The organism is Frankia nepalensis, assembly GCF_016786325.1.
Classification (GTDB): domain Bacteria; phylum Actinomycetota; class Actinomycetes; order Frankiales; family Frankiaceae; genus Pseudofrankia; species Pseudofrankia nepalensis.
In genome coordinates, this window is record NZ_JADWYU010000095.1 from 73,118 (window position 1) to 93,244 (window position 20,127).

General features: G+C 73.8%; 12 protein-coding genes and 1 tRNA gene. 9 read left to right on the top strand and 4 right to left on the bottom strand.

Going from position 1 to position 20,127, the window contains the following annotated elements; all coding sequences use genetic code 11:
* Positions 1-148: 148 nt before the first annotated feature.
* Both I6A81_RS44755 and I6A81_RS08275 read right to left on the bottom strand, forming a co-directional pair.
* Positions 149-940, bottom strand: a complete 792-nt coding sequence (locus tag I6A81_RS44755; RefSeq protein WP_203010141.1) for a hypothetical protein — start codon at positions 938-940, stop codon at positions 149-151.
* A gap of 132 nt (positions 941-1,072) precedes the next feature.
* Positions 1,073-3,655, bottom strand: a complete 2,583-nt coding sequence (locus tag I6A81_RS08275; protein ID WP_203006586.1) for a DEAD/DEAH box helicase — start codon at positions 3,653-3,655, stop codon at positions 1,073-1,075.
* Between the two features lie 804 nt (positions 3,656-4,459).
* Here I6A81_RS08275 and I6A81_RS08280 point away from each other — a divergent pair.
* The 8 genes from I6A81_RS08280 to I6A81_RS43105 all read left to right on the top strand — a co-directional run bounded on the left by I6A81_RS08280 (position 4,460) and on the right by I6A81_RS43105 (position 17,382).
* Positions 4,460-4,801 carry an STAS domain-containing protein gene (locus I6A81_RS08280; protein ID WP_203006585.1) on the top strand — a complete coding sequence of 114 codons (342 nt, stop codon included), beginning with the start codon at positions 4,460-4,462 and terminating at the stop codon, positions 4,799-4,801.
* Between the two features lie 626 nt (positions 4,802-5,427).
* Entirely contained in the window at positions 5,428-5,985 is a 558-nt protein-coding gene (locus tag I6A81_RS08285) for an ATP-binding protein (protein ID WP_203006584.1), read from the top strand.
* A gap of 477 nt (positions 5,986-6,462) precedes the next feature.
* Positions 6,463-8,859, top strand: coding sequence for a sodium-translocating pyrophosphatase (locus I6A81_RS08290; protein ID WP_203006583.1), 2,397 nt, complete (start codon positions 6,463-6,465; stop codon positions 8,857-8,859).
* A gap of 428 nt (positions 8,860-9,287) precedes the next feature.
* Positions 9,288-12,272 carry a type I DNA topoisomerase gene (gene topA / locus I6A81_RS08295; RefSeq protein WP_203006582.1) on the top strand — a complete coding sequence of 995 codons (2,985 nt, stop codon included), beginning with the start codon at positions 9,288-9,290 and terminating at the stop codon, positions 12,270-12,272.
* Positions 12,272-14,821, top strand: coding sequence for a bifunctional MFS transporter/dTMP kinase (locus I6A81_RS08300; RefSeq protein ID WP_238430640.1), 2,550 nt, complete (start codon positions 12,272-12,274; stop codon positions 14,819-14,821). The genes topA and I6A81_RS08300 overlap by 1 nt, the downstream gene beginning before the upstream one ends.
* Positions 14,818-16,074: a DNA polymerase III subunit delta' gene (locus tag I6A81_RS08305; RefSeq protein ID WP_203010142.1), complete on the top strand. Its 1,257-nt coding sequence runs from the start codon at positions 14,818-14,820 to the stop codon at positions 16,072-16,074. Before I6A81_RS08300 ends, I6A81_RS08305 begins: the two co-directional genes overlap by 4 nt.
* Positions 16,075-16,264: 190 nt before the next feature.
* A complete protein-coding gene (locus tag I6A81_RS08310; protein ID WP_203007899.1) occupies positions 16,265-16,921 on the top strand; it encodes a nitroreductase family protein in 657 nt (218 codons plus the stop codon).
* A gap of 293 nt (positions 16,922-17,214) precedes the next feature.
* Positions 17,215-17,382 (top strand): keywimysin-related RiPP, encoded by a 168-nt coding sequence (locus I6A81_RS43105; RefSeq protein WP_238431097.1) that lies wholly within the window; start codon positions 17,215-17,217, stop codon positions 17,380-17,382.
* A gap of 302 nt (positions 17,383-17,684) precedes the next feature.
* On the opposite strand, the gene I6A81_RS08315 is transcribed toward I6A81_RS43105, so the two are convergent.
* Positions 17,685-17,756, bottom strand: a tRNA-Thr gene (locus tag I6A81_RS08315).
* Between the two features lie 439 nt (positions 17,757-18,195).
* On the opposite strand from I6A81_RS08315, the gene I6A81_RS08320 reads away from it, so the two are divergent.
* Positions 18,196-18,921: a response regulator transcription factor gene (locus I6A81_RS08320; protein ID WP_203007903.1), complete on the top strand. Its 726-nt coding sequence runs from the start codon at positions 18,196-18,198 to the stop codon at positions 18,919-18,921.
* A gap of 4 nt (positions 18,922-18,925) precedes the next feature.
* On the opposite strand, the gene I6A81_RS08325 is transcribed toward I6A81_RS08320, so the two are convergent.
* On the bottom strand, positions 18,926-19,936 hold the full coding sequence (locus I6A81_RS08325) for a PSP1 domain-containing protein (RefSeq protein ID WP_203007906.1): 1,011 nt from the start codon (positions 19,934-19,936) through the stop codon (positions 18,926-18,928).
* Positions 19,937-20,127 lie beyond the last annotated feature (191 nt).

Consider the following 20,127-nt stretch of genomic DNA (forward strand, 5'->3'; position numbering starts at 1 on the left):
GCCTCCGGAGCGACGGAGGTCCCGGACGCGGGCGATCACCCGGTCGCCGGGGTGGCCGCCCGAGGACGACGGGGCGCCTCCGCCGGCGACGCCGACCGGCGACGGCTGGCGCGACGGCGAACCGTCACCCGGGTCCACCGCGTCCGTGTCACCGGGTGCCCCGGCCGCGGCCGCCGACCGGCGGCGCCGCCACATGGGTGTCGTCGAGGAGGTCGAGGGCGAGGCAGCCGGAACGGCCGCCGGCGCCGGAGGGGCGGCGGGCGTCTTCTCCACCACAGGCGGCGCGGTGGGACGGGTCGGCGCGGTGGGACGGACCGGCGCGGTGGGACGGACCGGCGTGCTGGGCTGGGTCGGCGCGCTGTCCGCGCGCCCGTCGCGGCCACCCGGGCCGACGCCGTCGGCGCCCGTGGGGGCCGGCCCCGGGCCCCCCCCCCCCCGCGCCCGGGCCGCCGCGGGGGGCGCGGGGGGGGCGGGCCCCCGCCCCCCCCCCCCCGGCCCCCGGGGCCGGCGCGTTGGCTTGGCCAACCCGCGCCCGAGCCGGGCCGCCGGCCCGGCCGGCCCGCGCCGGTGCCGGAACGGGCACCGGAGCCGGGGCGGGCACCGGAGCCGGGGCGGGCACCGGAGCCGGGGCGGGCACCGGAGCCGGGGCGGGCACGGGAACGGGCGCCGGGGCGCCGGCCTGGCCGGCGGCGGCAAGCTCGCGGAGGCGACGGCGCTCGGCGAGCCGCTGCCTGCGGGCCCGCGCGAGCCCGCGGACCACGAGCTGCAAGCCCAGCAGGACCAGCACCCCGAGGATCATGCCGAAGAGGAAGAACCGCCAACTGTCGACCATCACGTCGTCACCCGCGATGGTGACCTGCGACGTTCCGGTGCTTTCGAGCGCGATGTCCGTTGCGAGCACGCCGGCGATGACCAGCAGCAAGGCGCCTACGGTGAGCACCTCGTCCTCCAGGATCGAACCGTGATGGCGACCAGCCCGCGAGCCGGTCGGACGGCGGCGTGATCGCCTCCGGCTGTGGCCACTTACCCGTGGGACGGCCGGATATACCCGTAAGAGTTAGAAGGAGTGCCGCTACGCCGGGCCAAGCCTGGCAAGCATGGAATCGAGCAGGCGCACGGCGGCCGACTTGTCGAGCGGCTCGTTGCCGTTGCCGCACTTCGGCGACTGCACGCACGACGGGCAACCGTTCGGGCATTCGCAGGCGGCGACCGCGTCACGGGTAGCCGTCAGCCACGGCGTGAACCGCCCGAAGCCGCGCTCGGCGAAGCCGGCGCCCCCCGGATGCCCGTCGTAGACGAACACCGTGGTCTGCCCCGTGTCCGGGTGCAGCGCGGTCGACACCCCGCCGATGTCCCAGCGGTCGCAGGTGGCGAAAAGCGGCAGCAGGCCGATCGCCGCGTGCTCGGCCGCGTGCACCGCCCCCGGCACCTCGGCGGGCGCCACGCCGGCCCGCTCCAGCAGCTGGTCCGAGACGACGTACCAGACTCCGCGCGTGCGCAGGTGGCGCGGCGGCAGGTCGAGCGGCACGTCGCCGAGCACCTCCCCGGTCGTGATCAGTCGCCGCTGGTAGCCGACCACCTGGCTGGTCACCTCGACGGCGCCGAAGTACACGGTCAGCCCGTCGTCGACGGGCCGCGACCTGGTCGCCTCGAGGATCCGGATGTCGGTGTGGTCGCGGGCGGTCGTCGTCCAGTCCGGCGCGGCGTGGGTGACGAAGGCGACCGACTCGTCCAGGTCCAGCTCGTCGACGACGAAGCTGACGCCCTGGTGCAGGTAGACGGCGCCGGGGTGGACGGTGGAGTGCGAGGTGGCCGCGTCGACGGTCCCGAGCAGCCGCCCGGTGGCCGACTCGACGATCCGCACCGGCGCGCCGCCGACCCCGCGGATGTCAACGTCGGGCCGGTGGCGCTGGGTCCAGAACCAGCCGTTCGGACGCCGGCGCAGCCGGCCGCGCCGGACGAGGTCGTCGAGCACCGCGCGGGCCGCCGGCCCGAACAGCTCCAGGTCGGCCTCGGTCACCGGCAGCTCGGCCGCCGCGCACTCGAGCTGCGGGCCGAGCACGTAGGGGTTGTCCGGATCGAACACGGTCGCCTCGACCGGCCGGCCGAACACCGCCTCCGGGTGGTGCACCAGGTAGGTGTCCAACGGGTCGTCCCTGGCGACCAGCACCGCGAGCGCCCCCTGCCCCGCGCGGCCGGCACGGCCCGCCTGCTGCCACAGGGAGGCGAGCGTGCCCGGATAGCCGGCGGTCACGGTCGCGTCCAGCCCGCTGACGTCGACGCCGAGCTCGAGCGCCGACGTCGTGGCGACGCCGAGCAGGTCGCCCGAACGCAGCCGGGCCTCCAGCGCGCGCCGTTCCTCCGCCAGGTAGCCGGCCCGGTAGGCGGCGACCCGGTCACCGAGCTCGGGCGCCACCAGCCCGAGGGCGCGGCGGGCCGAGCTCGCGACGACCTCCGCCGCGCGCCGCGAGCGGACGAAGACCAGCGTGCGCACCCCGTCCGCGACCAGGTCCGCCAGCAGGTCACCGGCCTCCGCGGTGGCGGAGCGCCGCACCGGCGCCCCGTTCTCACCGGCACCAGGCCCAGGCCCCTCGCCGGGCTCTCCCGCCCAGGCGCGAACGCCGGCGCCCGTCCCGATCGCGACATCCGTCTCGCCCCGGGTACCCGTGCCCTCCCGGGCGACGACGGCGGCCCCGGCCGCCACGGCCCGGCCCACCGCCGCACCCCCGGCCGCCGACACCCCGGCCGCCGACACCCCGGCCGGCGACACCCGGTTCACCGACGCCCCCACCGCTGACGCCGCCGCCTCCGCGGCCGGGAGTCCGCCCGGGGCGTCCGCCGGTGCCCGCGTGGGCGCGGTGAGGAACAGCGGGGGCTCGTACAGGACGAAGTCGGTCGCGCCGCGCGGGGAGCCGTCCTCGTCGACCACCTCGACGTCGACACCCGTCAGCCGCCGCGCCGAGACTCCCGGGTCGGCGACGGTCGCCGAGGCGAGCAGGAAGACCGGTTGTGAGCCGTACCGCGCGCACACCCGCCGCAGCCGGCGCAACACCTGCGCGACGTGCGCGCCGAACACCCCGCGATAGCCGTGGCACTCGTCGATGACGACGTAGCGCAGGCCGCGCAGGAACGGGGCGAAACGGCGATGTCCCGGCAGGATGCCGCGATGCAGCATGTCCGGGTTGGTCAGTACGAACGTGGCGTGCGCGCGCACCCAGTCCCGCTCGGTGGTGGGCGTGTCGCCGTCGTAGCTGGCCGCTCGGACGGCCGTCAGCGCGAGGGCGCGCACCGCGCGCAGCTGGTCGTGCGCGAGCGCCTTGGTGGGCGCGAGATAGAGCGCCCGCGCGCCCGGGTCGGCGAGCAGCCCCGACAGCACCGGCAGCAGGTAGCCGAGGGACTTGCCGGACGCGGTCCCGGTGGCCAGCACGACGCCACGGCCCTCGTGCGCGGCCTGGGCCGCGGCGGCCTGGTGGCTCCACGGGGCGGTGACGCCGGCCGCGCGCAGCCGGCCGAGCAGCAGCGGGTCCACCCAGTCGGGCCAGTCGACCGCCGCGCCGGCGCGCGCGGGAACCCGCTCGACGTGGGTGACGCAGCGGTCCCGGCGCCGGTCGGCCCGCAGGCGGGACAGGATCTCGGAGCCGCGGTCGTCGCCCACCGGTTCCTCCCCGCTCCCCGCCCGTCCGGCGCCTGGTTCCCTGTGGTCATGAAGCGTAGGCGAGCCGGGCTATGACGCACTGGCCTGGCCCTGGAGGATGGCTGGGTACCCGGCGCGGCCGACTGGGCCCGGCCCGCCGGCCGCCCCTGGCCAGCGGCGCCGCGAGCGGGCGCCGCCCGCGGGCGGTGGCGGGCGGCCGTTGGAGCGACCGGCCGGATGCCACGGCGGTGTCTTCTGAGCGGCTGGTCTGCGCCGGTCACTGACAGCGGCACACGAGACCGCGCGTTCCGGCGTAGATTTCCGGTGGCGTCGGTACGCGTCAGGTCCGGCGCGCCGGGTCATCCCCGGCGCGCGGGGTCGCGCCGGCCTGTGGGCCGCCCGGCCCGCCGTGTCCTGGATCACCGGATTGATCCTCCGCGCGGCGGGGTAGTGGGCGCTTGCGGTCGGGCCCCGGCCTGGTTCCGACCGCGCCTGACCCGCACCATCAGCCAGACCCGCACCAACCGACGACAGCGGGACCAAGCTAGACGAACACCAGGCCAGCGACGAAGACCGAGCCAGCGACGAACTCCGAGCCCCGCGCCGCGCCGATCGGGCACGAAGCGTCCGACAGACGCAGGCGAGCGGAGCGCCCCGCCCGACGACAGCGATACCCGGCCAGCAGTGCAAGCCCAGACGAACACCGAGCCCGGCTACGAGCACCGAGCCCATACCAGTCCAGTCGGGCGCGAAGCGTCCGACAGACGCCGGCGAGCGGCGCGCCCAGCGCGCCTTCGAGCCGCCGTCCGCACCGCAGGAGGTTCCGTGGATCTGTCCCTCACGACCCGCCAGGAAGGCGACCACACGGTCGTCGTCGTGGGCGGCGAGATCGACGTCTACACCGCGCCGAAGTTGCGCGAGCAGCTGATCGACCTGGTCTCGGCCGGCTCCTACCACCTGATCGTCGACATGGAGGGCGTCGAGTTCCTCGACTCCACCGGCCTCGGCGTCCTGGTCGGTGGGCTCAAGCGGGTCCGCGCGCACGACGGCTCGCTGCGCCTCGTCTGCACGCAGGAGCGCATCCTCAAGATCTTCCGGATCACCGGGCTGACCAAGGTCTTCCCGATCCACGGCTCCATCGAGGAAGCGCTCGCCGCCGACGACTGACCCGCGGGCCGGGCAGCCCTGCTCGCGTGGGGATGTCCCTACCGTCTCCGCGTCCCCCGGCGAAGCGGCCGCGGAGACGGAGGCGGCTTCGCCGGGCGGCCGGTCAGGCGTCCACCCGGATGCCCAACGGTCAGCGGGCGCGGACCCTCGGGCACGGCGTCCATCCTCAGGGCACGTCCAACCTCGGGACATGGGCACCCGGTCCCGCCGTCGGGGCCTACTCGCCATCGGGCTCGGAAGCCGTCCGCCTGGAGTGGGCGGCCTGGCACGGGCGACCTGGCACGGGTGTGACGTCGCGTTGGCGTGGCCAACGGCTCGCCGCGCCGTCACCGGCGCCGAACCGGTCACCGCGCCCGGACGCGCGGAACCGCGGTCTTCCCAGCACTCACGGGCGGCGCGACCAGGGCTACGCGGGCCTGTCGTCGAGCCGCCGGATTCAAAGGATCTACGGGGTGAAAGCTCGCGGACGGGACAGCGACACCCGGACGCGGTGAGAATGTGCCCTTGGCCTGGGTTACCACCGATCTGCGCCCCAGGCTCGCGTGAACGACCATGTGCTGTCGAATCAGCAGATCGCAGACCTGCCGGACCGGCCTAGCCGATCCGACAGGGACCCGGGAGGCCAGATGTCCACCGTCGAGTTGCGCTTCGCCGCCCTGCCCGGGCACGTCCGCACCGCCAGGAGGATCGCGATGGCGGTCGCGCGGCGCGCGGGGGTGCCCGCCGGCGCCCTGGACGAGATCCGGTTCGCGGTGGGTGAGGCCTGCCTGCGGGCGGTCAGCGTGAACCGCCGCCGCGCGCCCGAGGACCTCGTCGAGGTACGGATGACGACCTCGGACGGCGTCTTCACCGTCACCGTGACCGACTCGGGCGAGCCGAGCGACGACGCGACCCCCGCCGCCGACGGCGGGCTGCTCGGGGCGCCGGCGCTGCTCGACCCCGGTCTCGGCCTGGGCGGCTCGGACCTCGCCGACGCGGAGCCGTCCGACCTCTCCGACGGGCAGGACCCGGCGGTGGCGGGCTTCGCGCTGCCGCCCGGCATCGGCCTCGCGCTCATCGAAGGGCTCGTCGACGACGTCCAGATCCGGCGCCGGCCGGAGGGCGTCGGCACGGTCGTCACGATGTCCTGGGACATGAAGGCGCTGGTAGAGGGCGATCTGGCGGCGGCCAATCCGGCGCGCTGACGGCCTGGTCGCACCGGCCCGCCCGAGCGGGCCGGACGGTCGTCACGACAGGGTCCCTACAGACCCGCAGAGGGGCGTGCGGCTCAAAAACGAGCGCACGCCGCAGACGTGTGGATAGACTCCGCCGCATCTCACGGACGGTCCAAGCAAACCGTCCGTGACCGGAGTTGGTGCTCCCGGTGGAGTGCGGTGGAGGTGGGGACAGGGATCTTCCGCTAGGACGGCCGCGCAGGCGCTGAGCCCGCCGACGATCGTGATGTCCCCTGAGCAAGGGCACCACGCCGCCGGTCGATACCACCTGCGCGCCGCCAAACCCGCGGGTGACCCACGAGTCCAGACATCCCCCGGATCGCCACCCGCGGCGTCGCCCGATGCGGCGCCTCGCTGTGACCGTCGGACGCGCGTACTTCGTCGAGCCATGACGACTTACGAGCGCCTGATGACGCAGGGGACAAAAAGTGCAGACCGGGAGGAGCCATGTCCCCGATCCATACCGCGGAGTCCGCCGCGGGCACTGGGATCGACCTTACTGGCGGGCAGCTGGGATTGGTCGCCGGTGTGGCGTTCATCGCAGCATTTGCCCTGCTTGTGGCCGGCTACCTGGTACGCGAGGTCCTCGCGGCGAGCCAGGGCGGTCCCAAGATGATCGAGGTGGGCGCGGCCGTGCAGGAGGGCGCCGCGGCCTACCTACGCCGTCAGTTCAAGACACTGGCCGGGTTCGTCGTCGTCATCCCGTTCGTCCTGCTGGCGCTGCCGGCGGAGGACGTCGGCGCCCGCGTCGGGCGTTCGGTCTTCTTCGTCGTGGGCGCGCTGTTCTCCGCCCTCGTCGGCTTCGTCGGCATGTCGCTGGCGACCAGGGCGAACACCAGGACGGCCGCGGCGGCGAACGAGCGCGGCGAGAAGGCGGCGTTGCGGCTGGCCTTCCGCACCGGTGGCGTCGTCGGCATGTTCACCGTCGGGCTCGGCCTGCTCGGCGCCGCGGTCGTGGTCCTGCTGTTCCGGGACACCGCGCCGCAGGTGCTGGAGGGCTTCGGGTTCGGCGCCGCGCTGCTGGCGATGTTCATGCGGGTCGGCGGCGGCATCTTCACCAAGGCGGCCGACGTCGGCGCCGACCTGGTCGGCAAGGTGGAAAAGGGCATCCCCGAGGACGACCCGCGCAACGCGGCGACGATCGCGGACAACGTAGGCGACAACGTCGGCGACTGCGCCGGGATGGCCGCCGACCTGTTCGAGTCGTACGCGGTCACGCTGGTCGCCGCGCTGATCCTGGGCGTGAAGGCGTTCGGCGAGCAGGGGCTGGTCTTCCCGCTCCTGATCCCGGCGGTCGGCGTGATCACCGCCGTCATCGGCATCTTCGCGGTGGCGCCCCGGGCGAAGGACCGCAACGGGATGGCCGCGATCAACCGCGGCTTCTTCATCTCCGCGGTCATCTCGGCGATCGGCGTCGTCATCGTCGCGCTCGTCTACCTGCCGAGCAGCTTCGCCGACTTCGACGGCCTGGCCGGCGCCGTGCCGGACGGGAACCCGCGGGTGATCGCGATCAGCGCCGTGCTGATCGGCATCGTGCTCGCCGCCGCGATCCAGCTCCTCACCGGCTACTTCACCGAGACGGCGCGCAAGCCGGTCCGCGGTGTCGTCGAGGCGTCCACCACCGGGCCGGCCACGAACATCCTGGCCGGCATCAGCGTCGGCCTGGAGTCGGCGGTCTACTCGGCCGTGCTGATCGGCGCGGCCGTGTTCGGCGCCTACCTGCTCGGCTCCGGCAGCGTCGTCGTCGCGCTGTTCGCCGTCGCGCTCGCCGGCACCGGCCTGCTGACCACCGTCGGCGTGATCGTCTCGATGGACACCTTCGGGCCGGTCAGCGACAACGCGCAGGGCATCGCCGAGATGTCCGGCGAGGTGACCGAGGAGGGCGCCGCCATCCTCACGTCGCTCGACGCCGTCGGCAACACCACCAAGGCGATCACCAAGGGGATCGCGATCGCGACGGCGGTGTTCGCCGCGACCGCGCTCTTCGGCTCGTTCACCGACACGATCAGCACCGCCCTCGCCGAAGCCGGCGTGCTCCCGGACGCGGGCCGCGGCGTGGTGGGCGGCCTCAACGTCGCCTACCCGGACGCGCTGGTCGGCCTGATACTCGGCGCCGCGGTGGTGTTCCTGTTCTCGGGGCTGGCCATCAGCGCCGTGGGCCGCGCCGCCGGCCGGGTCGTGCGGGAGGTGCGCAACCAGTTCCGCGACCACCCGGGGATCATGGACGGCACCGAGAAGCCGAACTACGGCGCGGTGGTGGACATCTGCACCCGCGACTCGCTGCGCGAGCTGATCACGCCAGGAACGCTCGCCGTCATGGCGCCGATCGCGGTCGGGTTCGGCCTCGGCTACCCGCCCCTGGGGGCCTACCTTGCCGGGGCGATCGCCGGCGGCGTGCTGATGGCCGTGTTCCTGTCCAACTCCGGTGGCGCCTGGGACAACGCGAAGAAGCTGGTCGAGGACGGCGCGCATGGCGGCAAGGGCTCGGAGGTGCACGCGGCGACGGTGATCGGCGACACCGTGGGTGACCCGTTCAAGGACACCGCGGGCCCGTCGATCAACCCGCTGATCAAGGTGATGAACCTGGTCAGCCTGCTGATCGCGCCGACCGTCGTGAAGTTCTCGGTAGGCGAGGACAAGAACACCTGGCTGCGGATCCTCATCGCCCTCGCGGCCGTCGCGGTGATCGCCGCCGTGATCGTGATCTCCAAGCGGCGCGGTTCGGACCTGGACGCGGCCCCCGCCGGGGACGGTGTCGCGACGCCACCCTCCAACGTCACCGTCGGGGGATCGTCCTCGGCGGTCACACCCAACTCGGCGACCGCCGACCAGGTGAACGTCTGACCGGGAGCCGACGCCGACTCCCATCACCTGGCCGGGCGGCGCCAGCGCCGGCCGACGCGACCACCCGCCCTCGCCACCAGCGAGGACGGGTGGTCGCGGCCGTTGCGTCCCATCCGCGTCCCGCCCAGCCGTCCCGCCTGTGGCACGCTGGACGACGCTGGTGCACGTCTGTCAGCCCAACCCGGTCCCGAGGGCCGGCGCGGTTCCCTCGGGAGCCGCCCTCCCCGAGGATGGCCAGGACGCGCGCGCCACGGTCGACCCCGCCACAACCGGTTGGGCCGGCCCGCGGCGCGTGTCGTAATCCAAGGACCAGCGGGCATGGGCCCCGATGCCCACCGGCAGCGCCCGTCAGCAGTACCCGTCAGCAGTGCCAAGGCCGCGAGACCGCAGACAGCTACACCCGAGAAACGCAGTACCCGAGGAGACCAGTGCCACCGCGCGCGAAGACGACGGCCCGGACCCCGTCCCGGTCGTCCACACCGCTAGCCGAGCCGCCGGGCGTCGACGAGGACGCCCTGGACGAGCGGGTCGACGAGGACGAGACGTCGTCCGGCACCGCCCGTGGCGGCGCCGGCCGCCGACGGACCACCGGCGGCGCGGGTACCCGACTGGTGATCGTGGAGTCTCCGGCCAAGGCGAAGACCATCGCGGGCTACCTCGGGCCCGGCTGGCAGGTCGAGTCGAGCATCGGCCACATCCGGGACCTGCCCCGCAGCGCCGCCGACGTGCCGGCCGCCCACAAGGGCAAGCCGTGGGCGCGCCTCGGGGTGGACGTGGACAACGGCTTCGAGCCGCTCTACATCGTCACTCCGGACAAGCGCCCGCAGGTGACCAAGCTCAAGGCGCTGGTCAAGGACGCGAGCGAGCTCTACCTCGCGACGGACGAGGACCGCGAGGGCGAGGCGATCGCCTGGCACCTGCTGCAGACGCTCAAGCCGACGGTCCCGGTCAAGCGGATGGTCTTCCACGAGATCACCCCGCAGGCGATCCGGCGGGCCGTCGACAGCCCGCGCGAGATCGACGAGAACCTGGTCAACGCCCAGGAGACCAGGCGCATCCTGGACCGCCTCTACGGCTACGAGGTCTCCCCCGTGCTGTGGAAGAAGGTCATGCCGAAGCTGTCGGCCGGCCGGGTGCAGAGCGTGGCGACCCGCATCCTGGTCGAGCGGGAGCGGGCCCGGATGCGGTTCCGCTCGGCGGACTACTGGAACATCGAGGGCCGGTTCGCGGCCACCGTCGGCCACGACGGCAAGGCGGCCGACCAGACCCCGCTGCCCGCGATCCTGGTCGCGCTCGACGGCCGCCGGCTCGCCACCGGCCGCGACTTCGACGCGACCGGCCGGCTCACCTCGGCCGAGGTGGTCCGGCTCGACGAGGCCGCCGCGCGGGGACTCGCCGACCGGCTCGCCGCGACGACGTTCGCGGTCCGCTCGGTCGAGACGAAGCCGTACAAGCGCTCCCCGTACGCGCCGTTCATGACGTCGACGCTGCAGCAGGAGGCCGGCCGCAAGCTGCGGTTCTCCAGCCAGCGCACCATGCAGATCGCGCAGAAGCTGTACGAGAACGGCTACATCACCTATATGCGGACCGACTCGACGAACCTGTCCGAGACGGCCCTGGCCGCGGCCCGCGAGCAGGCCCGCCAGCTCTACGGCCCCGAGTACGTGCCGGACAAGCCCCGGATCTACACCAAGAAGGTCAAGAACGCCCAGGAGGCGCACGAGGCGATCCGCCCCGCCGGCGACACCTTCCGCACCCCCGGCGAGGTGCGCGCCGAGCTGGACACGGACGGCTTCCGGCTCTACGAGCTGATCTGGCGGCGCACCGTGGCGAGCCAGATGGCCGACGCCCGCGGCACCAGCGCCACCGTCCGGCTCGGCGGCGCGTCCAGCGCGGGCGAGGACGCCGAGTTCGCCGCCACCGGCAAGGTCATCACGTTCCCGGGCTTCCTGCGCGCCTACGTCGAGGGCGCGGACGACCCGGACGCCGAGCTCGAGGACCGCGAGACGCGGCTGCCGGACGTCCGCCGGGGTGACCCGCTCACGACCCGGGAGCTCAGCCCGCGCGGCCACTCGACCAGCCCGCCGCCCCGGTTCACCGAGGCGAGCCTGGTCAAGACGCTGGAGGAGCTGGGCATCGGCCGCCCGTCCACCTACGCGTCGATCATCGGCACGATCCAGGACCGCGGCTACGTGTGGAAGAAGGGCACCGCGCTGGTGCCCAGCTTCCTCGCCTTCGCCGTCGTCGGCCTGCTCGAGAACCACTTCGGCCGGCTCGTCGACTACCGGTTCACCGCGTCGATGGAGGACGACCTCGACGACATCGCCGCCGGCACCGCCGCGTCGACCGAATGGCTGACCCGGTTCTACTTCGGCGACGACGGCCCCGACGCGGTCGCGAACGGCAACGGCAACGGCAAGGTCAGCGCGGACGCCGGCCTCAAGCACCTGGTCAGCGAGCGGCTCGGCGAGATCGACGCCCGCGAGGTGAACTCGATCCCCATCGGCGAGACCGATGACGGGGTGCCGGTGGTGGTCCGGGTCGGCCGCTACGGGCCATACGTGCAGCACGGCGAGCGCAGCAAGAGCGTGCCCGAGGACCTGCCGCCCGACGAGCTGACCATCCCGAAGGCGCTCGAACTGCTCGAAGCGCCGTCCGGCGACCGGGAGCTCGGCACCGACCCGGAGACCGGCGCGAAGATCACCGCGAAGTCGGGCCGTTTCGGACCGTACGTGACCACCGACACCGACCCGCCGAGGACCGCGAGCCTGCTGTCGACGATGTCGCTGGAGACGCTGACCCTCGACGACGCCCGCAAGCTGCTCACCCTGCCCCGGGTGCTCGGCGCGGGCGCGGACGGCGAGGAGATCACCGCGCAGAACGGCCGCTACGGGCCATACGTGAAGAAGGGCACCGAGAGCCGCTCACTGCAGTCCGAGGAGCAGTTGTTCACGGTGACGCTGGAGGAAGCGCTCGCGCTGTTGGCGCAGCCGAAGACGCGGGGCCGGCGCAGCGCGGCCGAGATCCCGCCGCTGCGGGAGCTGGGCAACGACCCGGCGAGTGGGAAGCCGGTCGTGCTGAAGGAGGGCCGCTTCGGCCCGTACGTGACCGACGGCGAGACCAACGCCAGCCTGCGCAAGGGTGACGAGATCACGACGCTGACCCTCGAGCGCGCGGCGGAGCTGCTTGCCGACCGGCGCGCCCGCGGCCCGGCCACCCCGCGCCGCGCGAGCCGGACGACCGCCAAGACCGGCGTCAAGGCGACGACGAAGGCCACGAGCACGGCGAAGGCCTCGAGCGGGACGAAGGCGAAGCCCGCGGCCAAGGCCAAGGCCAAGGGCACCGGCACCCGCGCCTCCGCGAAGAGATCGGCGTCCGGCACGAGCTCCGACGGCGCCGGCGAGGCCAGCTGATGGTGGCCGCGGCCGGGCCGGACGGTCCTGGCGCTCCGGCCGGGCCGGTCGCCGGGCCGGACGAGCTCGCCGCCCGGCCCGGGAGCGTGGACGAGTCCGCGGACCCGGCCGACCTCGCGTTCGCGGACCCCGCTGGCCTTGGGCCAGGCGCCGCGCTGGCCACCCGGCCCGCCAGGCGGGCGGGGTGGGCCGTCAAGTCGGTCGGGCAGCACCCGGTCACCAGCGTGCCGGAACCGCCGGAGCGGCGCGCGCCCTCGTCCTCGGACGAGGGCGACGTGCGCGCCGTGCTGCGGATCCCGGAGTTCCGCCGGATGTGGATCCAGCTTGGGCTGTCCAGTCTCGGCGACTGGATGGGCCTGCTGGCGACCACGGCGATGGTCACCCAGCTCCAGCACAGCTTCTCCGGGCAGGCATACGCTCTCGGTTCACTACTGATCATCCGGCTGGCCCCGGCGCTGATCTTCGGCCCGCTCGCGGGCGCGGTGGCCGACCGGCTGGACCGCCGGCTGACCATGGTGGTCACCGACCTGCTCCGGTTCGGGCTGTTCCTGTCGATCCCGATCGTCGGCACGCTGACCTGGCTGCTGATCGCGTCGTTCCTGATCGAGTGCGTCACGCTGTTGTGGGCACCCGCCAAGGAGGCGAGCGTCCCGCACCTGGTGCCCAAGGAACGGCTGGCCGCGGCGAACACCCTGAGCCTGCTCACCACCTACGGCAGCGCGCCGGTGGCCGCGGCGATCTTCGCGCTGCTCGCGACCCTCTCGCGCAGCCTCGAATCGGGCCACCCGTACTTCCGCGACTCGTCGGTGGACATCGCGCTCTACTTCAACGCCGCGACGTTCCTGCTGTCGGCGATCGTGATCTGGGGCCTGAAATCGATCGGCAAGGCCCAGCGCCCCGAGAGCAGTCCCGAACCGGGCTTCTTCGCCTCGATCGTCGAGGGCTGGAAGTTCGTCGGCCACGACCGGCTCGTCCGCGGCCTCGTCATCGGCATCCTCGGCGGCTTCGCGGGCGCCGGCTGCGTGATCGCGCTGGGCCGGCTCTACGTGGAGATCCTCGGCGGCGGCGACGCGGCCTACGGCGTGCTGTTCGCGGCGGTGTTCCTCGGGCTCGCGGGCGGGATGGCGGCCGGGCCGAAGCTGCTCGGCGACTACAGCCGCACCCGGCTGTTCGGCGTCTGCGTCACCGGCGCCGGCATCACGCTGGTATTCGTCGCGATCATCCCGAACCTGGTGCTCGCCTGCATCCTGGTCGTCCTGGTCGGCATGTTCGCCGGGGTCGCCTGGGTCACCGGCAACACGCTGCTGCAGGCCGAGGTCTCCGACGAGCTGCGCGGACGCACCTTCGCCCTGGTCCAGTCGCTGGTCCGGATCGACCTGCTGCTGGTGCTCGCGGCCGCGCCGCCGCTGGTCGGGCTGATCGGTTCCCACAGCGTCCACCTGTGGGGCGACGTCGACGTCCGGGCCGACGGCGTGACGATCGTGCTCCTCGGGGGCGGCCTGCTCGCCATCACCGTGGGCCTGTTCGCCTACCGGCAGATGGACGACCACTCCGGCGTGCCGGTGCTGCCGGAGCTGTGGAACGCGCTGCGCGGCCGCCAGACCCGCCGGCCCCGCTACCCGGGCCTGTTCGTCGCCATCGAGGGTGCCAGCTCCGCCACCCGGGCCGGCCAGCTCGAGGCGCTGCGCGCGTGGCTCGCCGGCTCCGGGCGGGAGGTGCTCGTCGCCTCGGACGTGGTGGTCGCGGCCCCGCTGCGGACCGCCCTGCGCGAGCTGCAGACCGACCCGTCGGCGGCGCTGCACCCGCGCACCGAGGCGCTGCTCGCGGCGGCCGCGCAGGCCGAGCATGTGGCCAGGGTGATCGAGCCGGCGCTCACCCGGGGCGCGGTGGTACTCACCGACCATTACGTGGACTCGGCGGTCGCCCACCAGAGCGCCGTCGCCAGCGTCGGCCTCGACGAACTGACCGTGCTGTCGCAGTGGGCGACCATGTCGCTGCTGCCCGACGTGACGATCGTGCTGGACGCCGAGCCTGGCACCTCCGGCGCCACGGACCAGACGTTCCTGACCGGCTCGTCCGGCAACGGTTCCCATCCCGCCAACTCCCGGCTCGTCGGCGCCCGTCCAGCCAGCTCACCGAACGGTGGCGAGGCGGCCGGCCGGTCGGGCCGCCGCGCGGACACGCCCGCCCCCACGTTCGACGAACGGGTGCGCGCCGCCTACCTCCAGCTCGCCGACGAGGAGCCGCACCGCTACGTCGTCCTGGACGGCGGGACGCCGGCCGACGAGCTGCGCGACCGGATCCGCCAGGCCGTCACCCGTCGGCTCGGCGAGCCGCCCGCGGCCGTGACCGGCAGGATCTCCGCCGGGGCGTACCCGGCGGACCCGACCGATCTCTCGGACGACGCCGAACTCTCGGACAGCACCGATCTCCTGGGCGACACAGATCTCCCGGACGGCTCGGAGGGGGCCGGACCGGACCGGCGCGAGGACGCGGACGACCCCGTCGGCCGCGGCGCCCGGGACGCCTCTCCCGGAGGATCGGGATGAGCGTCTGGGACGGCCTCACGGGCCAGACCGCCGTCGTCGAGGCCCTGACCGCCGCGGCGGGCGCCGCCGCGCTGATCGGCGGCCCGGATGGCGCGCTGGCCGCCGCGAGGGCCGGGATGACCCATTCGTGGCTGTTCACCGGCCCGTCCGGCGCCAGCCGCGCGGACGCCGCCCGGGCCTTCGCCGCCGCGCTGAGCTGCGAGCGCGCCGCCCCCGCCGCCGGCCCGCCGGGCTGCGGCGAGTGCGTCGGCTGCCACACGGTCCTCACCGACACCGCGGCCGACCTGCGCACGGTACGCGCCGAAGGGCTCTCGCTCGGCGTGCAGGACGTCCGGGCGCTCGTCCGGGACGCGGCGAGCGCGCCCACCAGTGGCCGCTACCGGATCCTGCTCGTCGAGGAGGCGGACCGGCTCACCGACTCCGCGGCGAACGCCCTGCTCAAGGCGCTGGAGGAGCCGGCGGACCGGTCGGTGTTCCTGCTGTGCGCGCCGTCGGTCGACGACGTCATGCCGACGATCAGGTCCCGCTGCCGGGTCGTGGCGCTGCGGCTGCCGTCCGTCGACGACCTCGTCGGGGCGCTGCTGCGCGACGGCGTCGACGAACGGACCGCGCACGTCGCGGCCCGCGCCGCGCAGGGCCACCTCGGCCGGGCCCGGCTGCTCGCCGCCGACGAGCAGGCCAGGGCCCGGCGCGCCCAGGTGCTGGCGCTTCCCGGCCGGCTCGGCCGGGTGGCCGACTGCCTCGCCGCCGCCGCGGACCTGGTCGGCGCGGCGAACGCGGACGCCGAGGCGGCGAACTCCGAACGCGACGAGGCGGAGGCCGAGGCGCTGCGCACCGCCCTCGGCGTGGGCACGACCTCCTCCGGCACCACCGGCAGGACCAAACGAGCCACCAAGTCGCCGCCCAAGGGCAAGACGATGATGGTCCGGGGCGCCGCCGGCGCCCTCAAGGATCTGGAGAAGTCGCAGAAGAGCCGGGGCCGCCGCACGGTCCTCGACTCGCTCGACCGGGCCCTGCTGGACCTGGCCGGCCTCTACCGCGACGTGCTGGCCCATCAGCTCGGCGCCACCGTCGACCCGATCAACCCCGACGCCGCCGCGGAGGTGGCCCGGCTGGCCGCCGCGGCCACTCCCGAGCGGACGCTGCGCCGCCTGGAGGCGGTCCTGGCCACCCGCGACACCCTGGCCGGCAATCCCGGCCTGGTGGCCCAGCTGGCGGTCGAGTCCCTGGCCCTGACGCTGCGCGACGCCTGATCCGGACGTCCGGCCTCGCCGCCGGCGGCCGTGGCCGGGCGCGACATCGGCCCGGTACGCGCGAGGTCCGGGCCACGGAGGCCGTCAGCAGGCGTGGTATCTCGTGGTCTGATCGGGCAGGGTGAGGATCGCGGCCGCCGACAGCCGATCTCCGGCGTCGCGGCCGGCCGCGACGCGCGAAGGAGTGCCTGTGACCTTGCTGAACCTGACACCGGACGAGCTCCTGACGACGACCCGCAGCGTGCGGCGGCGCCTCGACCTCGACCGGCCGGTCGACCTGGACGTCGTCGAGGAGTGCCTGCGGATCGCCCAGCAGGCGCCGAGCGCGTCCAACCGGCAGACCTGGCACTGGCTCGTCGTCACCGACCCGGACCTGCGCGCCGGCATCGCCGAGCGCTACCGGCGTTCCTGGGAGGCCTACAAGGTCGCCCAGTCCACGACGACCCCGGCACCGGGACAGGTGTGGAGCGAGGAACGCCAGGCCACCCAGGCCCGGGTCTCCGCGTCCGCGCAGTACCTGGCCGACAACCTGCACCGGGTCCCCGTCCACGTGATCCCCTGCCTGGAGGGGGACGAGGCGACGTATCCGGCGAGCATGCGGGCCGGCTACTGGGGCTCGCTGCTGCCCGCGGCCTGGAGCTTCATGCTCGCGCTGCGCGCCCGCGGCCTGGGCGCCGCCTGGACGACCCTGCACCTGGTCCACGCCGGCGAGGTGGCCGAACTGCTGGGTATCCCGCCCGGCATCACCCAGGGCGCCCTGCTCCCCGTCGCCTACACCCTCGGCACCGACTTCCGCCCGGCGCCCCGCGAGCCCCTGGCCAGCTCCCTGCACCTCAACGGCTGGTAGCCGGCAGGTCCTGGAAGCGACCCGACTTCCGCCTGGCTCTCCAGCATCGGTCAAGCCCGCCGGCCCACCGAAGGGATCACGCTCGCCCCAGCCATGAGGGCCACGGGCAATGGGCACGCAGCGTGCTGAACTACGCCTGAACCCTCTGGTGGCAGGCTGGTACTGGTCGGCTTCGGAAGGTGATTGGCGCCCGTTCGGGGGCCGGTCTCCACACCGCGTCCAACGGAGCAGCTGTTCACCGCCGAGAAGGTTGCCGACCAGGTATGTGTCCGAGACTGGACGGAGGAATCGGCATGAAGGCCACGTATCAAGCGCCGACCCTTCAGGACTCAGGATCATTCCGCGAGCGCACTGGCAACCGCTGGGGCGGCGGCTGGGGCCGCGGTTGGGGCTGGGGCTGGGGTTGGGGCTGGGGCTGGGGCTGGGGTTGGGGCGGCTGGGGAGGCGGCTGGGGCTGGTAACAGCCCGTACCCGAGTGGCCGGCCCGGCCGGCACTTGCCCCTGAGCCACCTCGCGCCTGCTGGTTACAGCTGTCTTGCTTCGTGTTGGTGCCGTGCCCGGCGCGCGCCACGCACGGCCAGGATCCGACGTCCGCCACGCGACCGCCTGCGCGCGGTGCTGGCGCGCCGTGCTCGGCGGGCGTCGGACGCCACCCCCCCGCGCGCGGGGGAGCGTCGTCACGCGAAAGTCGATAGGACGTGACCGATGAGCTACCCGCGGATGACCACCGTTGACTTGGCCCGCGCTGGTCAGGGGGTCTGAGAGCCGAAGGCGGGGATTGAACCCGCGACCTATCGCTTACGAGGCGATTGCTCTGCCACTGAGCTACTTCGGCGGACACCGGCACGGCCGGCGCGGTTCCGAGTATGCCAGATGAGATGGGCGTGGCAGCGAGCCCCCGGCCGCCAGTCGAGCGGTTAGTTCCGAAGACGCGGGCGGCGCTTTGGCTGGTCCAGTTCGGAGCCGCGTCATCCGGTCGATGGGCCCGGGAGCCGGGCGACCAGAGCGACCATGGCCCGTGTGGGGCCTTGCGAGGGACGTGGCGTGAACGGGTCACCCAGGGCGACGGAGAGCCGACGCGGAGGCGGCGCCGGTGGGGCCACGAGCCTGGTCGTGACGGTCCGATGCGACTTTGAGGGCACAGTTGGGGTTGAACTACAGAAAGTCTTGGGTCAGCTACCCGAAAGTAGCACCTTCACGTCATCCGCCGACCGAAATTCGCCAAATGCGACCCCGCTCGCAGTGGCGCTGGAGGGGTTGCGTAGGGTTTCGCCATGACCGGGGAAGCAGCTGCGACGACGACGCGAGGAGCCTCGCTGCTCGTCGCGGAGGATGACGAAGCATCACGCGTCGCACTAGCGCGCAGTCTTGAACGTTTCGGATACCGCGTGCTGGAGGCGGCCGACGGGGAGACCGCCCTCCGCCTGTTCCAGACGACGGAGATCGACCTGGTCGTGCTCGACGTCGCGATGCCGCGGATGGACGGCTTCGCGGTGCTCAGCAGGCTGCGCCAGACGAGCGAAGTGCCGGTGATCATGCTCACCGGCCGGGCCGAGGAGGTCGACCGGGTCGTCGGCCTGGAGCTCGGGGCCGACGACTACGTCGTGAAGCCCTACTCGCTGCGCGAGCTGGTGGCCCGCGTCCGCGCGCGGCTGCGCCGCCGGCCGGTCGAGGCTCCGCCGCAGCGCACCGGGGACGGCAACGAGCCGCTCGTCTACGGCGACGTCTCCATCGACCTGCGCGCACGAGAGGTCGCCGTCGCCGGTGAGCGGATCGACCTGACGGCCCGGGAGTACGAGCTGCTCGCCTTCCTGGCCCGTCACCCGCGCCGGGTGTTCAGCCGCGAGGAACTGCTCGAGCAGGTGTGGGGAACCCGTTTCCAGGACCCGGCGACGGTGACCGAGCATGTGCGGCGGGTCCGTACCAAGGTCGAGGGCCGGCCGCCGCAGCGCCGGCTCGTCACCACCCTGCGCGGGATGGGATACCGCTTCGACCCGTGAGGCCTCAGCCGCCCTCCGCGGGGCGCGAACGGCCACGGCGGCGGATGCGATGGTGTTCGCCGCCGGCCGGTGAGCCCTCGCCCGCCCCGTCCGGCGCCGCCGCGCAGCCGAGCTGGCTGCCCACCCCGGCCTGAGGCGCCGCCTGCTCCGGACCGTTGGGGCCAGGCTCGGCGGAGCCGGCCGGACGCTGGTCGGAGGCCGGATAGGCCGCCTCGTGCGCCCGACGGGAGGCGCACACGTCCGCGCGGTCGCAGGCCCGCCGCCCCCCGGAGTCCAGCGCGACGACGACCTGTTGGCGGGGCACGTCATGGCCGACCACCCGGCCGGGGCCGTCCGGAGTGCGCGCCCGGGCGCCGACCGCCGGGACGGAGGCGGCGAACTCCTCGTACAGCGGGTGCTCATAGCGCAGGCAGCACATCAGCCGACCGCACGCACCACTGATCTTCATCGGGTTGAGCGCGAGATTCTGGTCCTTGGCCATCCGGATGCTCACCGGCTCGAAGTCGGTGAGGAACGTCGAGCAGCACAGCTCACGGCCGCAGGACCCGATGCCTCCCTGCAGCTTGGCGCTGTCCCTCGCTGACAGCTGGCGCAGATGTACCCGGCTGTCCAGCACCCGGTTCAGGTCCCGGACGAGCGCGCGGAAGTCCACCCGCCCGTCGGCGGTGAAGTAGATCGTGAACGTGTCCGAGGCACTGACGTGGTCCACTCCGACGATCTTCATCGGCAGGCCGTGCTCCCGGACCAGCCGCTTGGCGGCGACCCTGGCCTGGGCGCGCCGCCGCCGCGAGACCTGGTCGCGCTCCAGGTCGTCGTCGGCCGCGAACCCGGCGAGCACCGGCAACTCGCCGACGTCCTCGCTGACCCACCGCGGCGCCCACATGCAGGTGGCCACCTCGGCGCCGTCCTCGGTCGGGACGAGCACCCGGTCGCCGACGCGCGGCGTGAGCCGGCCCGGGTCGGCGTAGTACAGCTTCCCGCGGGGGGAGAACGCCACCGCGCACATCATCGGCATGGGTACCCGCCGCCTCCTGTGTCCGTGTCTCGGCCCTGCGTTCATGTCTCAGCCCGCGGGCATCCGGCCCCGTCCTTGGACTGATCCGACATCAGCGGTTCCGGTGGATTCCCGGTTCCCGCCGGATCCGCGCCGCCTGGCTCGCGGGGAGCGCCCCTGGGAGACGGCGGACGACGAGGCCGACCATGCCG

What these genes read in the sequence shown, in the direction of transcription:
- I6A81_RS08305 (WP_203010142.1), top strand. Translation starts at nt 14,818, where the DNA reads ATGAGCGTCTGGGACGGCCTCACGGGCCAGACCGCCGTCGTCGAGGCC.
- I6A81_RS08300 (WP_238430640.1), top strand. Translation starts at nt 12,272, where the DNA reads ATGGTGGCCGCGGCCGGGCCGGACGGTCCTGGCGCTCCGGCCGGGCCG.
- I6A81_RS08285 (WP_203006584.1), top strand. Translation starts at nt 5,428, where the DNA reads ATGTCCACCGTCGAGTTGCGCTTCGCCGCCCTGCCCGGGCACGTCCGC.
- I6A81_RS08320 (WP_203007903.1), top strand. Translation starts at nt 18,196, where the DNA reads ATGACCGGGGAAGCAGCTGCGACGACGACGCGAGGAGCCTCGCTGCTC.
- I6A81_RS08290 (WP_203006583.1), top strand. Translation starts at nt 6,463, where the DNA reads ATGTCCCCGATCCATACCGCGGAGTCCGCCGCGGGCACTGGGATCGAC.
- I6A81_RS08325 (WP_203007906.1), bottom strand. Translation starts at nt 19,936, where the DNA reads ATGCCGATGATGTGCGCGGTGGCGTTCTCCCCCCGCGGGAAGCTGTAC.
- I6A81_RS43105 (WP_238431097.1), top strand. Translation starts at nt 17,215, where the DNA reads ATGAAGGCCACGTATCAAGCGCCGACCCTTCAGGACTCAGGATCATTC.